This is a genomic window from Bacillus siamensis (genome assembly GCF_051628075.1).
Lineage (GTDB): Bacteria > Bacillota > Bacilli > Bacillales > Bacillaceae > Bacillus > Bacillus siamensis.
Genome location: NZ_CP155579.1, coordinates 2,999,904 through 3,015,300 on the forward strand (window position 1 = coordinate 2,999,904; position 15,397 = coordinate 3,015,300).

Here is a 15,397-nt window from a genome sequence, read left to right on the forward strand (position 1 = left end):
TTCCTTTTTTTATGATGGTTTGATTTCAGCAGGCTTTACTTTTTGGGCGATCGTTTCGCGAAGGTCCTTTTTGCTGACCTTGCCGACGCCGGTTTTTGGGAAAGAAGCGATAAATTCAACCCGGTCGGGAATTTTATATGCCGCCAGCCCGCGCTCCCGTAAAAACGCTTTCAGTTCTCCCGGTTTCGGCGCTTCTCCTTTCGGAATGATGAACACACAGGACCGCTCTCCGAGAAAATCATCCGGCATTGAAACCATGGCCGCATCATGAACGGCAGGGTGAGCCAGAAGGTGATTTTCCACCTCTTCAGCGGCAATCTTTTCGCCGCCCCGGTTGATTTGATCTTTCGCGCGTCCTTCGACGACGATATAACCGTCCGCCGTCAGTTTGACGAGATCGCCGGTCTGATAAAAGCCGTCGTCTGTGAATGATCTTTTATTATGTTCAGGCGCTTTATAATATCCGCGAATCGTGTAAGGGCCGCGTGTAAACAAATGTCCGGTTTCCCCGGGAGCCACGTCCCGTCCGTCATCATCTAAAACCCGCACCTCATCAAATGGTGACATCGGTCTGCCTTGCGTATTGACAATGATCTCCTCGGGATCATCCAGTCTCGTATAATTCACCAATCCTTCCGCCATTCCGAAAACCTGCTGAAGAGTGCATCCGAAAGCGCTTTTCACACGGCGGGCCGCTTCAGCGCTGAATTTGGCACCTCCTACCTGAAGCACTTGAAGGCTTGATAAATCATCACGTCGCGAAGCGGATGCTTCCATCCACACCATCGCAAGCGGCGGGACGAGCGCTGTAATCGTGACACGCTCTTTTTCAATTAACGGGAAACAGTCATCCGGAGTCGGCGCAGGTGACAGAACAACCCGGCCCCCGGCATATAAAGTTCCCAGCACACCTGGCGAGCTGAGCGGATAGTTATGCGCTGTCGGCAGAGCGGCCAAATAAACGCTGTGATGATCCAAGCCGCATATTTCCGCACTGAGGCGCAGACTGTATATGTAATCATCGTGTGTCCTCGGAATCAGCTTGGACAGCCCCGTACTGCCTCCTGAAAGCTGTAAAAAGGCGACTTCCGCCGGGCTGACGTCTTCCAGCTGGACGGGCTCTCTATGCAGGCTGCTCAGTTCCTGAAATTCCTCAGCCTCGCCGGCCACAATGACATGTGCCAAAGCCGGAAGTTTGTCTTTCACCTGTCTGGCAAGCGTTCTGTAATCAAAGCCTGAATGCGAATCAGGAATGATGTATGCTTTCGCCTCTGCAAACTCGCAGAAATACGTAATCTCACTGCTTCTGTGAGAAGGCAGCGCGAAAACAGGCAGCGCCCCGAGCCGGAACAGCGCAAAAATCACTTCAAAAAACTCAGCGATATTCGGCAGCTGAACGACAACGCGGTCTTCCTTTTGAATTCCGAGCTTATGCAGCCCCGCCGCTAAACGATCTGCCCTTTCATCTAATTCTTTGTAGGTCCAATGTACATCTTTACACGTCACGGCAGTTCGATCTCCGTATAAAGCCGCGCGCTCTTTCAGCATCCCTCCGAACGTTTCACCCTTCCAGCAGCCGTCTTTGCGGTATTTGTCAGCCCATTCTTCCGGCCATGGCGTAAATCCAGTCAGCACGATCCGTTTCCTCCTTTTTTACATCTCATCTTGATAAAGCCCCATCGCCCGGAGCATGGTGCGGAATTTCGCCGATGTCTCGTCCAGTTCGTCCTGCGGCTTTGATCCGGCGACAATCCCGGCACCCGCAAAGAGCCGGAGAGACTTTGTTTCCGCTTCGGCGCAGCGGAGTGCGATAATCCATTCTCCGTCACCTTCAGCATCACACCAGCCTGCCATTCCCGTGTAGAAATTGCGGTCAAACGGCTCAATATTTTGAATCGCTTCTCTCGCCGCATCCGTCGGCGTTCCGCATACAGCGGGCGTCGGATGAAGAGCGATGGCCAGCTCAAGCGATGTCGTTGACGGATCACTAAGCTCTCCCCTCACCTCGGTGGACAAGTGCCACATCGCCTCAGTTTTAATGAGTGACGGTTTTTCCGGCACATCAAGCACACGGCAGAACGGTTTAAGTGCGGCGGCAACTGCGGCAACGACTACTGCATGTTCATGCAGGTCTTTAGCTGATTGCAGGAGTTCCTCCGCTCTTCTCTGATCCTCAGCCGGATCTGTGCTTCGCGGTCTGGAACCTGCCAGCGGATTGGACAGAATCGATGTTCCGTTTTTCGACAGAAGCAGTTCAGGACTCGCGCCGAAAAGCGTTTTTCTTGTTTCTGACGTTCCCGTCACATCTGCAGCGAATGTATAGCCGCGCGGGTTGTGCTGCGCCAAATGCTTGACGGCCTGAGGAATGTCGATATCTCTTTCAGCGGTCAGATGCAGCGTCCTTGACAGTACAATCTTGCTGAGCGGACCGTCCGTAATGTTTAAAACGCCTTGTTCCACACCGCTCATAAAGCCCTCAGGGTCAGGAACGGGCCGGATATCATATGTATTCGCTTGGGGTTTTTCTGCGGAAGCTTCCGTAAACGAAAGCGGACCTGCCGTAAGGACGGCTTTCGGTACAAAAAGCCGCGAAGCCTTTCTGCCGTCAAACGGAATGGCGCCGGCCGCAATCGGATGTTTGATGCCGGCTTGCTTTGCCTCAAGAAGCGTCTGTCTCACACGTTCAGGCAGTGAGTCCAGCTGATTCTCCGCGTCTGTATCCGGCACTTTTGCAAACACACCTTCTGCAAGGAGCGTACTTTTCGGGGAAGCTAAAAAGAACGCCCCGGGCTTGTAAGCGTCCAGCACCTCTTTTGCAGACACTTCCGTCAATAAATGTTGATTTGTCATGATTGTCCCTCCTTCTCGTTACATCAAATGCCTAAAGTAGCGCCGCCGTCCACGCATAAATCATGCATCGTGATATGGCTTGCCTGTTCAGAGGCCAAAAACAAAACAGCATTTGCAATATCAGAAGGCTTTGCCAGCTTTTGAAGCGGAATTCCCGTTTTATATGTATCAAGCGAACCTCTGATAACGTCCTGTGCTCCGTTTTCATCCCGCCACAGCGCCCGCTGCATGTCGGTTTCCGTTGAACCGGGAGATACGATGTTGCAGCGGATATGATAGGCCGCAAGCTCCAGTCCGAGGCATTTCGTAAACATGACGGCAGCCGCTTTCGACGCCGCATAAGCCGCCATGGAAGCACGCGGAACTCCGGCTGCATTTGAACCGACCGTTACGATGGCGCCTTTTTTCCGCTCCATCATGTATCGGCTGACAGCCCGTGACACATGAAATACACCGGTCGTATTAACTGAAAATGTTTGATCCCACTCTTCATCACTGAGGGAATGCACCGGACCCGGCCGCAGCACGCCCGCAACGTTCGCCAATATTTCAATAGGACCCATGTCGCGTTCAACGGCGGCGATGATATCATTGACAGCGGCACTGTCTGATACATCTGCTGCGAAAGCCTGCGCCTGCACGCCTTTTTCCCGGAGTCTCTCAGTAAGCCCCCGAAGCAGGCCTTCATTCTTATCTATAGCAGCCACATTTACGCCTTGTTCAGCAAGGGCGAGCGCTGTTGCTTCTCCGATGCCTTGAGCGGCGCCGGTGACAACCGCCGTTTTCCCTCTCATTCCCAATGCGTCCATATTATCATTCCCTTTCTATATTGATAATGATTATCATTATCAATTATGATTCAAGACAATCATATCCAAATCAAAACACTCCGTCAATTAGAAAATTAGAATCAGCCGCATTTAGTTCGAAGGGCCTGTTTTTTTCAGGCAGGAGAATACGGGGTATGCGGCCCTCCCGGATTCAGGCAGAAACGCAGGGCCCTGCTGATTAAAACGGGCAGGACAGAAATATGGCCCTCTCCTTCAAACTCGCGGTATTCTGCGCGGACTCCGCCACCTTCAAACTCAGATAGTAGAGAATACAGCGCCTCTGCGTGCTGCAGAATTTTGCTTTTATGTGTCTTTTCAATTTCTCCCGCTGCCAGCAGTACGCTGACTTGAAGATTGTCCTCAGAGAGCCGGTCTGACAAACGCTCCGCTTCTTCCTGAATAAAACGTTTGTTCCAGTGAATTGACGGACTCCCGGCAACATAGGTCTGGAACATGTCCGGTCTCGTCAGAAGCACTTGCAGCACAAAAAGACCGCCCAGCGAATGGCCGAAAATCGTCTGCCTGTCTCTGTCGATCGGATAATCCCGCTCCACCGCGGGCTTTACTGCTTCTTCTATAAATGCAAGAAACGCTTCCGCTCCTCCCTGTTCGGGCCACGCCGCGCCGCGCGGATGCACCGGCAGTTCTGATTCAGAGAGCGGCATCGTAAAATCACTGTGGCGTTCGGCGGAAAACGGCTGATCAGTCGGGTAGCCGATTCCGACAATCACCGCCGGGACAACGCCTGTTTTTTCCGGCCGGCGGCTTTGCACCCGCAACGCTTCGGCCATTGTACCGAACACGGAATTCGCATCAAGCAGATAGATGACGGGAAAGCCGGATGGAGGCGGTTCTTCCTGAGGAAAAGAGACAAAGATACGATACGTACGGCCTCCTTTTGAACGCATTTCTCTTACTTCTGTACCCGGAATCGCGTATCGTCCGGCCTGCGCGAGACCCCGCTTTGTTTGTTTTCCGTCCATTATGAGTTCATCCCCTCTATGACATTCGCTCCGCTTATTGATAATGATTTTCAATATCAAAAGACACCTCAAATAATAGATTTTTTGCCAAACAAAGTCAATGGATTTTGGATATAAAAAAAGCACCTTATTTCAATAAGGTACCTAAGAACTATATGATGATATGTGTTTAATCCCATGTAAAGCGCTGATTTTTCCATGGATCTCCCCTCATATGGTAGCCGTTTTTCTCCCAAAAGCCGGGGTGGTTTTCCTTTGTGAACTGAATGCCGCGCAGCCATTTGGCGCTTTTCCAAAAATAAAGATGGGGGAAAACGCCTCTGAGCGGATAGCCGTGCTCGGGCGTTAACGGCTCGCCGTTATGCGCATATGCCAGCAGGGATGTCTCCCGCGTAAAATCAGAAAGCGGCAGATTGGCTGTCCAGCCCTCTTCAGCGTGCAATATGACGAAACCGGCTTTTTTGTGCACACCCGCTTTCTCAGCGATGTCTTTCGCGCGTATGCCCTGCCAGACGTTATCAAGACGGGACCAGCCCGTGACGCAATGAATATCATTTTTCAATTCGGCTTTCGGAAAGGCTTTAATATCGTCAAAGCTTAACAGCATAGGACGGTCGACAAGCCCGTACACCTGCAGGTTCCATTTTGACATATCTTCATAATAAGGAACATTTCCGGCGTGAAGCACGGGAAACTTCGTTGTGACATTTTGGTTTGGCGGAATCCGATCCGACTGTCCTGTTTGTTTCGTTTTCCCGAAAAACATAGGGCTCCCTCCATTTAGTAAACCTATATAAAATTCGTGTTGACAATTAATTATCCTTCGATTACGCTAATCTGGTACAAGTGTAAGGGGGAAAAACAAATGAAACAACGCAACCTTCGCGCGGGCGATATGGCGCTTATCGGCATGTTTGCCGCACTGATGGCCATCGGCGCCAACATTACATCAATGGCTCCCTTTTTGCAAGTTGCGGGAATTCCGCTCTCGCTGCAGCCTTTCTTTTGTCTGTTAGCCGCGATGCTTCTCGGCGCAAGACGGGCCGCCATTGCAATGACGGTATACGCATTGGCCGGACTCGCGGGAGCTCCCATCTTCGCCCAATTCTCAGCAGGCTTTGCGCCGTTTATCGGAAAGAGCGGGGGGTTTATTCTCGCATACATCCCGGCGGCATTTGCAGCAGGCTGGCTACTGGAAAAGACAAAAGAACCCGGCCGTCTGCATTATGCATGGGCCTCTTTGATCGGTACCGCGGTCATTTATATCATTGGCACGACCTATACGTATATTGCGCTGAAATTATGGCTTCATGCTCCGATCAGCTACGGAATGGCCTGGTTTTATATGATTTGGTTTTTCATAAAAGATATCATTTTAGCACTGTTATTGGCATCTGTCGCGCCTGCCGTTTACAGGTCCATTCATAAAGCGACGGGCTTCAATCGAAATCCGGCGTAAGTTTTTTCAGCATACAAAAAGGCTCCCCTTTCCGGGAGCCTTTTTTCACAGGACAAGTGCGGCAATCCAGCCGAATATTACAAGCGGAATGTTATAGAAAATAAATGTCGGGACGCACGTATCCCAAATGTGGTGGTGCTGTCCGTCAGCGCTGAGGCCTGACGTCGGCCCGAGCGTACTGTCACTTGCAGGAGAACCCGCATCACCGACCGCAGCGGCCGCTCCGATGACGGCGATCGTCGCCATCGGGCTGAATCCGAGCTGAGCGCACAGCGGAACAAATATGGTCGTAATGACGGGTACGGTTGCAAATGACGATCCGATTCCCATCGTGATTAATAAACCGACGATCAGCATCAGGAGCGCGCCTAACGATTGGCTGTGGCCGATAAAGCCTGTTGACGCTTTGACCAAGGAAGCCACATCGCCCGTTTTGTTCAATACATTTGAAAAACCGGCCGCAACAAGCATGACAAACCCGATAAAGGCCATCAGAATCATGCCGTCTGTGATCAGCTTATCCGCTTCATTGCGCTTCATGACTCCGCTGATAAACAGCGTAAACAAGCCGGCGAGCGCGCCCATGATCATGCCTTCCACTCCGAGCACTTGTGACAGGTAGAGCTGAACGGCAAGCGACACGGCAATGGAGAACAGGGCGATGGCAATGCTTTTCTTCGTATAAGGAGAAGACGATAATCCGGCAATCTCCTTCGTCTCATATTTCTTCGGTTTCCGATAGACAATGACGGATAAAATTAAACCGACTACCATCCCCGCCGTCGGGATGATTAAAGCATACGGGATATCACTGAGCGGCACCTTTAAACCGGCTGACGCCATATTATCTCTCAGCATTCCCTGGAAAATCTGTCCGAAACCGATCGGCAGAACGATGTACGGCGCAGTCAGTCCGAATGTCATCACACACGCGACCAGCCTGCGGTCCATTTCAAGTTCGTTAAATATTTTTAAAAGCGGCGGAATTAATACCGGAATAAACGCAATATGAACGGGCACCACGTTTTGCGAGAAACAGGATATGATTAAAATAATCAGTACGATTAACACTTTAGACAGTGCTTTTTTCCGCGAATCTTCCTTTTTACCGATTAGTTTGACAGACGCTTCGACCATTGCATCGGGAAGCCCCGTCTTTGTCAGCGCCGCGGCAAATGCTCCGAGCAGCGCGTAGCTGACCGCGACGGTGGCATTTCCGCCGAGACCGTCCGTAAAAGCCTTCACCGTCTCTCCGAGGCCTAAGCCGCCTGTCAGTCCGCCGGCAAGCGCTCCGATCATTAAAGCTATAATAATATTGACACGCAGCAGGCTTAAGACCAGCATAAGCAATACTGCGACAACAACAGCATTCATTGATGAGTCCCTCCAAAAATCCTTTAGTTTGCTAATGTAGTAGATAATTAAAGTTAACACACATCCCGCGCTTTAGTCAACTAAAGATTTTGGAAATCAAAAAAACCCGCTGCATCAAGGCAGCGGGTGCTGTTATCTTTCAGGCGTAAACCGCTCAGTCAAAACGGCCAGCGTCCTTGCCATGACGCCTGTTGCGCCGGCAGGGCCGAAGCATGTCGCTTTATTCGCCGTCGCGGTTCCCGCAATGTCAAGATGAACCCACGGGGTGTTTTCCGCGAATTCACCAATGAATGTGCCCGCCATAATCGCGTGGCCTTCTCTTCCCGGAGAATTGTTCAAATCAGCCATCTGACTGTTTCTCACGCGTTTTTTATCCTTTTCTGTAATCGGAAGCTGCCAGATCGGCTCTCCGGATTCCTTCGCCGATTCTGCCACCTGCTTATAAAACCCGGCGTGATTGGTCATGGCGCCCGTCATTTCGTTTCCTAAGGCGACAATGACACCGCCCGTTAACGTTGCGACGTCTACGAGGACAGAGGCTCCGTGCTGCTTGGCATATGTGATGCCGTCGGCAAGCACGAGGCGGCCTTCCGCATCGGTGTTCAGAATCTCAATGGTTTTTCCGCTGAGCGAGACGATGACGTCATCCGGCTTCATGGCATCAGACGAGATCATGTTGTCCGTAGACGGAATAACGGCGAGCACATTTTGTTCAGGCCGCAGTTCGCCGATAATTTCCATTGCGCCCAATACTGAAGCGGCTCCTCCCATATCGCTTTTCATGCCGACGATGCCGGTTTTCGGCTTAATTGAATATCCTCCGGTATCAAAGGTAATGCCTTTTCCGACCAGGCCGATGACATCTTCCCATTCATCTTTGCCCTGATACTTCAGAACGATCATTTTTGGCGGTTCGGATGAGCCTTTGTTAACGGCTAGCAGCCCGCCCATTCCGAGCTCTTCCATTTCTTCTTTTTCTAAAATTTCACACTCAAAATCATATTTTGCCGCAAGCTCAGCGGCATATGACGCCAAATCGGTGGCCGTCAGCATATTTCCCGGCATGTTCACAAGCGTGCGGGCTGAATTCGTCCCTTGACCGTATGCCGCGCCGACGTTCAGGCCGGCCTGCACTTCCCTCAGGTCTTCGTCGGTCACGGCGCAGACGGAAGTCAGTTCCTGATCCGGCTCATTCGATTTATGTTTATAATCCTGCACCTCATAAACCGCAAGCAGACAGCTTTCCGAAAGCGCATGAGCGGCATCGGCGGCAGGCACTTCACCGGAGACGAACGTATCAAGCAGAACGGATACTTCTTGTTTTCTATCTTGGTGAATCTGCTGAAACACACGTGCGAAGCATTCTTTCGCATCTTCAAACGAATAATCCGCTTCCCTTCCCAAGCCGATAAAGTAAATACGTTTCATACCCGTCGCAGCCGGAGGGTATACTTTTGATACACGATTGCGTTTGGCAGACACATCACCGTCCTTTAACAGCTGTGTCAAATGTCCGTCCAGTTTATCATCCAATTCCTTCGTAAATCCGCTCAGCGTGCTTTTTTGAAAAAGACCGATGACCAGGGTTTCGGGATGCCGCAATTGATCAGATGCATAAAACATGAGTACACACTCCTTATGTGGGTATTTGTTATGTAAAGTGGTATAATGAAAAAACATTTTTCCATTGATTTTATTTTACCAAACTAAGGGCGTTTTCTGCAGTTTTTCGATATGATCGGACTTTCGCAGATACAGAAAGGATGTCGCATATGGATGTATTTATGAATTTTCCTTTACTGGCGAGTTTTGCTGCCATTATTTTTGCCCAAGTTGTAAAAGTGCCTATTCAATTTATCGTATCCAAAAAACTTGACTGGTCTCTTGTGACGAGCACCGGCGGCATGCCGAGCTCCCATTCCGCCGCCGTCACCGCGCTGTCAACCGGAGTCGCTTTGGAACAGGGACTGGACTCGCCTCTGTTTGCAGTCGCCGCGATTTTCGCCGTCATTACGATGTTTGACGCTACCGGTGTCAGGCGGCATGCGGGTGAACAGGCGACGGTCATTAATAAACTGGTCATCGACTTTAATCGGTTTGTCAGCGAAGCGAAAGACTTTCAGAAAGCGGAAGAGAAAGAAAAACAGAAGAAACTGAAAGAACTGCTCGGCCATCAGCCGATCGAAGTGTTCTTCGGCGGCGTCACCGGCATTGTACTGACACTGATCTTAGATTATTTCTTTATGTAAAAAACGCTTCAGCGGATGCTGAAGCGTTTTTATTCTTTTACCGTTTTGTATTGATTTCTGAAGACTTGAAGTGACTTTGTTTCGTTCAGCTTTACAAGTTCTTCCTCGGTCACTTTGCCGTTCCCTTTTTTGACAATGTAGACATCAAGTGTTTTTTTGCCCCAGTTGTTATAGACGTCCTTTACGGTGTCAAAGTAGAGATCCAGGCGGCTGCCTTTAATTTTCGAGCCGGTATCGGCGACAACCCCGTATCCGTAATTCGGTATAAACAGAATCGTCCCGATCGGGAAAACAGACGGATCGGCCGCCACAGTTGAATATAAATCGCGTTTGACCTTCACGCCTGAATATGTAATTCCATACTGCGGATGGCCCGGAGATTTCCCCGTAGATTCCGCTCCTGCGGTATAACCGGTGGCCGTCACCTTTTTTGACGGATAGCGTTCCCAGTCAAAAGCTTCTTCCAGCGGTTTTACCTTGCCTGATGCCTGCTTTTCCGGCTGATTCTGTAAGGACTGAAACGGAGTGCCGATGTTTTTCAAAACGGCGCCGCGATGTTCCGTCATCCAATTTGTCAGATCCTTTGCTTCAACACCCGTTATGGAAAAGTATGTCGCATGGCATGCGCCCAAAAAAAGCGCGATCATGAATACGCGTCTGATTATCGTCAATCTGAAATCACTCTCCTCCGAGTCAGTGTTCCCAACCCGGTGAGGTGCTATACAAAAAGCGCCGAGGCACAAAAAAGCTTTCTCGAATAAGAAAGCGGCTTAAAACATTTGATATCCTCTTTTTCTCAGCGCCTTTATGGCAATGCCTGACATGATCGCTCCCGCCAGTCCGCCTGCCAAAATCACGACATCCGCAGCCGCTAATGACATGATCCGCTGAAACAGGCTTTGAAATGATTCCCCCGGTGCCTGCACGTAACTGATCATCTTTTTATTGCTGATAATGAAAAGGCATACAATCGGATAGACAACAGCCATAATCCACGACATTCTCAGCAGCATGTTCAACAGAAAGCCAATGCCGAAAAACAGTACGAAAAATAGTACGATTGAGATCAGGACCACCGGCAAACTAATCACAAACATCCACCCCCTACAGCACTTTCAGTGTACCTCGGGGGCGGTAAAAAAGTCAACGTCTGGAAAAATCAGCGTCTCTCTTTGCCGCTTCCCTGGCAGGAGGGACATGTTTCGGAGCCGCCAAGAAGCAATTGAAAATACCCTTTACCTGAGCAGAACGGACACGCCGCCGTGCTTTTTGCCGTCATTTTCATGCGGATCACTCCTTTTTCTTAATTTTCTGATAATATATCATATTTACTTGTCAAGCACCAAGTCAGAATATGTAACAAATCATTTCATGTAAGCGGAAACATTCATTTTTTTCTCTTACATGCTTTATATAACGCTCTTTTTTGAAAGAAGAAAAAACCCGCGCCTGCGGGTTTTTCAGAAGAATTTAAACTTCCCTTTTTTCAGTGTCAGGCCGAGTCCGCCGATCATAAATAACGAGCGGTTGTCAATGACCTTTTTCATAAAGGATGCCGGCGTGCCTTTGAGCTTCCTGCCGTATACGACACCGACCGCGTTATGCTCACCGAGGGAGGCGACGGTTCCTTTAATGTCCGGCTTGAACTCTTCAAGCTGGCCTCCTTTAATCAGACGGCCCAGGTTTTTGGCCACTGTTTCTCCTTGCTGCATCGCGATCTGAGCAGTCGGCGGGTACGGCCGTTCCGTCTCTTCATTAATAAAGAGCGAGCTGTCGCCGAGAATAAAGACGTTATCATGGCCGGGCGCCCGAAGATCGGGATTGACTTTGACGCGGCCGCGCATATTTTCAAAGCCCGCTTCCTCCACGATCGGATGTCCGCGTACGCCTGCGGCCCAGACAACGGTCTGCGATTTGATTTCTTCCGGCTCTTCATCCTTCTTGCCGACTGTGACACCGTCCGCGCGGCATTCTTGAACCGCGGTGCCGATTTTAAACTCAACACCCTTGCTCTCAAGGTATTGAACGGCGTAATCGACAAGCTCCGGATCAAATCCCGGCAGAACCGTCGGAGCGGCTTCGACGCAGACGATCCGGACGAGACTTTCATCTATATCATAATTTCTGCATAACTCTGGCTTGCGGTTCGCAAGTTCCCCTAGAAATTCAATTCCCGTAAAGCCCGCTCCGCCGACGACGATGGTTAAGCGGTCGGGGCGTTTTTCGGCCTCCGTATTGTATGTCGCAAATTGGAGCTCAATATGGTCTTTCAGCTGACGCGACGTATTAATATTCGCGATCGGAAAGGCGAACTCTTTTAATCCTTTAATCCCGAATGTTTCAGGGACGGCGCCAAGCCCGATAACGAGATAATCATAAGGGATGTCCCCTTGTGAAAGCGTCACCTTTTTATTTTGCACATCTATTGCTTTTACGGTATCCTGCACAAATTTGACCCGTGATTCATTAATTACATCTTTCACTTGATATCTGCAGCGGTCATGGTGCAGCGTTCCTGCGCTCGCTTCATGCATCCATGTCGTTTCATAATGATAATTGTGTTTATTGACCAAAGTGATTTCGGCGTCATTTGCCCCGATATGCTTCGGAAGCCTTGTTACTGTCATTAATCCACCATAACCTGCACCTAAAACCACGATTTTGGGTTTATTCAATGCCATCACATCCACCTTCTTTTTTTTGCTGTTAGACGCATAATCAAATCAACATTTGTATTAGCTTCAGCTTATTGGCGGGATTTTATGAAATGAATTATAAATTTTTTAGAAAACCGCACATGTCTGCATATCACCATACTATCCGGAAGCATCGGAAAACATTCAGGAAAAAACAGATTGGAATTTGTCCCCATATTAGCGGCAGGCGCAATTTTTTTCAAGAATGAAGCGGCCGGGCGGTTTTCGGCACTCGTCATCCCTTCAAATTCTATGTTATAATTAATAACAATTTTCAATTAGGAGGCAATTTGGTATGCAAGAGGATTCAAAGGTTTATGATATTACGGTCATCGGCGGCGGCCCGGTCGGCCTGTTTACCGCTTTTTACGGGGGAATGAGACAGGCGAGCGTCAAAATCATTGAGAGCCTGCCTCAGCTTGGCGGCCAGCTCAGCGCGCTGTACCCTGAAAAATATATTTATGATGTAGCCGGATTCCCGAAAATCCGCGCCCAAGAACTTGTGAACAACTTAAAAGAGCAAATGGCAAAGTTCGATCAGACCATCTGCTTAGAGCAGGCCGTTGAATCTGTTGAAAAACAGGCTGACGGTGTGTTTAAGCTTGTCACGAATTCAGAAACGCATTATTCAAAAACAGTCATTATCACCGCAGGAAACGGCGCGTTTAAGCCGAGAAAGCTTGAGCTGGAATCAGCGGAACAATATGAAGGCAAAAACCTGCACTACTTCATTGATGACCTCAATCAATTCGCAGGCAGACGCGTTGCCGTTCTGGGCGGCGGCGATTCCGCCGTTGACTGGGCGCTTATGCTTGAGCCGATCGCCAAAGAAGTCAGCATCATCCACCGCCGTGATAAATTCCGCGCGCATGAGCACAGTGTCGAAAACCTGCACAATTCTAAAGTCAACGTGCTGACACCGTTTGTTCCGGCTGAACTTGTCGGTGAAGACCGGATCGAACAGCTCGTTCTTGAAGAAGTGAAAGGCGACCGCAAAGAAATCATTGAAATTGATGACCTGATCGTAAACTACGGCTTTGTTTCTTCTCTCGGCCCGATTAAAAACTGGGGCCTTGACATCGAGAAAAATTCCATCGTCGTCAAAAGCACGATGGAAACGAATATTGAGGGCTTCTTTGCCGCCGGAGATATCTGCACATATGAAGGCAAAGTCAAGCTGATCGCGAGCGGTTTCGGCGAAGCTCCGACAGCCGTGAACAACGCGAAGGCTTACATGGACCCGAAAGCGCGCGTCCAGCCTCTGCATTCTACAAGCATGTTTGAAAAATAATATAAAAAAGAGTCTGTGTCATACCGGCACAGACTCTTTTTTATTTAAACATCCACATATAATTCATGACGGTTCCGACAACGAGCGCAATGACAAGCGCCGACACGACCCAAATCGTGCCTAAAATAATCCGGTCCTGAATTTTCTGGGCTTTCGGGCTGTGCCCGGGCTGTTTTTGTTCCACACCGGCCCCTCCCTTCTTCTGCAACCAATCTATTGTAACAAATGTCTTACAAGAACCAATACTACTATGATAACCAAACTGCAAATGGATGACAAGCTGACCGCATATGAGGCAGCATGAAATCATTTGACATTCCTGACAAAACAAAGTACATTATAAAAAGACGAACATTTTAATTTAATTATAATTTTATCATTCGCTTTTAGGGGTGTTATTTATGGAAAATGCATTTGATTACGAAGATATTCAGCTGATTCCTGCAAAATGCGTTGTGAACAGCCGATCTGAATGTGATACATCAGTTACATTGGGCGGACACACATTTAAACTTCCGGTCGTACCGGCCAACATGCAGACGATTATAGATGAAAACATCGCAGCCTGGCTCGCGGAAAACGGTTATTTTTATATCATGCACCGCTTCGAGCCAGAAAAACGCCTGGCCTTTGTCCAGGATATGAAAGCACGCGGACTGATTTCCTCGATCAGTGTCGGCGTGAAAGACAACGATTATGAATTCATCCGCGAGCTGAAAGCACAGGAGCTTGTACCGGATTATATTACCATTGATATCGCGCACGGCCATTCCAATGCCGTAATCAGCATGATCCAATTTATTAAAGAACATGTGCCGGAAAGCTTTGTCATTGCAGGGAATGTCGGGACGCCTGAAGCTGTACGGGAACTGGAACGCGCGGGTGCTGACGCGACAAAAGTGGGTATCGGACCCGGGAAAGTATGCATCACAAAAATTAAAACCGGCTTCGGAACCGGCGGATGGCAATTAGCCGCGCTTCGCTGGTGTGCAAAAGCGGCAAGCAAACCGATCATTGCTGACGGCGGCATCCGCACGCACGGCGATATTGCGAAGTCCATCCGTTTCGGCGCGTCTATGGTCATGATCGGATCATTATTCGCCGGCCACGAAGAATCACCGGGGCAAACGATCGAAATCGACGGCAAGCTGTACAAAGAATATTTCGGCTCCGCTTCCGAATTTCAAAAAGGCGAAAAGAAAAACGTCGAGGGCAAAAAAATGCATGTCGAGCATAAAGGATCTCTGCAGGATACGCTGATTGAAATGGAGCAGGATCTGCAGTCTTCCATCTCTTACGCCGGCGGCAATAAACTCGAAGCCATCCGCAATGTCGACTACGTGATCGTAAAAAACTCAATTTTCAACGGCGACAGATTTTAACCCACAGCAGAGCCGCTCGAAAATAAAAAAAATGACATTCAACTTGAATGTCATTTTTTTATTAAATACCAAAATAAAGAGCCGCACTGGCCAACAGATTAATTACAAAAATAAACAAAAAGATGTAACGGATGAATTTGTTTTGCACCGGGGCAAATAAAAAGAGATACAGCCCCGCTGCCCCAAAAGTAAGAACAGGAAACAGCCATTCAAAGGATAAAGAAATGATATAACCGATAATCATAACAATCGGCACACCGATTAATGATAATTTACTTCTCAT

17 protein-coding genes are annotated in these 15,397 nt (G+C 49.1%); 4 read left to right on the plus strand and 13 right to left on the minus strand.

Going from position 1 to position 15,397, the window contains the following annotated elements:
- Nucleotides 1-9 precede the first annotated feature (9 nt).
- The 5 genes from ABDB98_RS14740 to ABDB98_RS14760 all read right to left on the minus strand — a co-directional run bounded on the left by ABDB98_RS14740 (nt 10) and on the right by ABDB98_RS14760 (nt 5,429).
- Entirely contained in the window at nt 10-1,635 is a 1,626-nt protein-coding gene (locus ABDB98_RS14740; RefSeq protein ID WP_438420512.1) for a (2,3-dihydroxybenzoyl)adenylate synthase, read from the minus strand.
- Between the two features lie 18 nt (nt 1,636-1,653).
- Nucleotides 1,654-2,850 (minus strand): isochorismate synthase DhbC, encoded by a 1,197-nt coding sequence (gene dhbC / locus ABDB98_RS14745; RefSeq protein WP_438420513.1) that lies wholly within the window; start codon nt 2,848-2,850, stop codon nt 1,654-1,656.
- 23 nt (nt 2,851-2,873) lie between these two features.
- Entirely contained in the window at nt 2,874-3,659 is a 786-nt protein-coding gene (locus tag ABDB98_RS14750; RefSeq protein WP_060964401.1) for a 2,3-dihydro-2,3-dihydroxybenzoate dehydrogenase, read from the minus strand.
- A 134-nt stretch (nt 3,660-3,793) separates the two neighbouring features.
- A complete protein-coding gene (locus ABDB98_RS14755; protein ID WP_438420514.1) occupies nt 3,794-4,663 on the minus strand; it encodes an alpha/beta hydrolase in 870 nt (289 codons plus the stop codon).
- 169 nt (nt 4,664-4,832) lie between these two features.
- Nucleotides 4,833-5,429, minus strand: a complete 597-nt coding sequence (locus tag ABDB98_RS14760; protein ID WP_438420515.1) for a sulfite oxidase-like oxidoreductase — start codon at nt 5,427-5,429, stop codon at nt 4,833-4,835.
- A 99-nt stretch (nt 5,430-5,528) separates the two neighbouring features.
- Here ABDB98_RS14760 and ABDB98_RS14765 point away from each other — a divergent pair, with 99 nt between their 5' ends.
- Entirely contained in the window at nt 5,529-6,122 is a 594-nt protein-coding gene (locus tag ABDB98_RS14765) for a biotin transporter BioY (RefSeq protein ID WP_438420516.1), read from the plus strand.
- A gap of 45 nt (nt 6,123-6,167) precedes the next feature.
- Here the strand turns inward: ABDB98_RS14765 and ABDB98_RS14770 are convergent, their stop codons facing one another.
- Together ABDB98_RS14770 and ABDB98_RS14775 are read right to left on the minus strand one after the other, a co-directional pair.
- Nucleotides 6,168-7,496, minus strand: coding sequence for a Na+/H+ antiporter NhaC family protein (locus ABDB98_RS14770; protein WP_438420517.1), 1,329 nt, complete (start codon nt 7,494-7,496; stop codon nt 6,168-6,170).
- 132 nt (nt 7,497-7,628) lie between these two features.
- Nucleotides 7,629-9,119 carry a leucyl aminopeptidase gene (locus ABDB98_RS14775; RefSeq protein ID WP_438420518.1) on the minus strand — a complete coding sequence of 497 codons (1,491 nt, stop codon included), beginning with the start codon at nt 9,117-9,119 and terminating at the stop codon, nt 7,629-7,631.
- A 149-nt stretch (nt 9,120-9,268) separates the two neighbouring features.
- Here ABDB98_RS14775 and ABDB98_RS14780 point away from each other — a divergent pair, with 149 nt between their 5' ends.
- On the plus strand, nt 9,269-9,745 hold the full coding sequence (locus tag ABDB98_RS14780) for a divergent PAP2 family protein (RefSeq protein WP_040238935.1): 477 nt from the start codon (nt 9,269-9,271) through the stop codon (nt 9,743-9,745).
- A 29-nt stretch (nt 9,746-9,774) separates the two neighbouring features.
- Here the strand turns inward: ABDB98_RS14780 and ABDB98_RS14785 are convergent, their stop codons facing one another.
- The 4 genes from ABDB98_RS14785 to ABDB98_RS14800 form a co-directional block, all read right to left on the minus strand.
- Entirely contained in the window at nt 9,775-10,416 is a 642-nt protein-coding gene (locus ABDB98_RS14785; protein ID WP_438420519.1) for a 3D domain-containing protein, read from the minus strand.
- A gap of 99 nt (nt 10,417-10,515) precedes the next feature.
- On the minus strand, nt 10,516-10,836 hold the full coding sequence (locus ABDB98_RS14790; RefSeq protein WP_029575317.1) for a YuiB family protein: 321 nt from the start codon (nt 10,834-10,836) through the stop codon (nt 10,516-10,518).
- A gap of 68 nt (nt 10,837-10,904) precedes the next feature.
- Nucleotides 10,905-11,030 (minus strand): YuiA family protein, encoded by a 126-nt coding sequence (locus tag ABDB98_RS14795; RefSeq protein WP_369878350.1) that lies wholly within the window; start codon nt 11,028-11,030, stop codon nt 10,905-10,907.
- A 175-nt stretch (nt 11,031-11,205) separates the two neighbouring features.
- A complete protein-coding gene (locus ABDB98_RS14800; RefSeq protein WP_269774366.1) occupies nt 11,206-12,426 on the minus strand; it encodes an NAD(P)/FAD-dependent oxidoreductase in 1,221 nt (406 codons plus the stop codon).
- A gap of 310 nt (nt 12,427-12,736) precedes the next feature.
- On the opposite strand from ABDB98_RS14800, the gene yumC reads away from it, so the two are divergent.
- A complete protein-coding gene (yumC, locus tag ABDB98_RS14805) occupies nt 12,737-13,732 on the plus strand; it encodes a ferredoxin--NADP reductase 2 (protein WP_003151984.1) in 996 nt (331 codons plus the stop codon).
- Nucleotides 13,733-13,772: 40 nt separating this feature from the next.
- Here the strand turns inward: yumC and ABDB98_RS14810 are convergent, their stop codons facing one another.
- Nucleotides 13,773-13,916, minus strand: coding sequence for a hypothetical protein (locus tag ABDB98_RS14810; RefSeq protein ID WP_167388666.1), 144 nt, complete (start codon nt 13,914-13,916; stop codon nt 13,773-13,775).
- Nucleotides 13,917-14,133: 217 nt separating this feature from the next.
- Here ABDB98_RS14810 and guaC point away from each other — a divergent pair, with 217 nt between their 5' ends.
- Nucleotides 14,134-15,114 carry a GMP reductase gene (guaC, locus tag ABDB98_RS14815; protein ID WP_438420520.1) on the plus strand — a complete coding sequence of 327 codons (981 nt, stop codon included), beginning with the start codon at nt 14,134-14,136 and terminating at the stop codon, nt 15,112-15,114.
- A 61-nt stretch (nt 15,115-15,175) separates the two neighbouring features.
- On the opposite strand, the gene ABDB98_RS14820 is transcribed toward guaC, so the two are convergent.
- A complete protein-coding gene (locus ABDB98_RS14820; protein WP_045926054.1) occupies nt 15,176-15,397 on the minus strand; it encodes a DUF5970 family protein in 222 nt (73 codons plus the stop codon).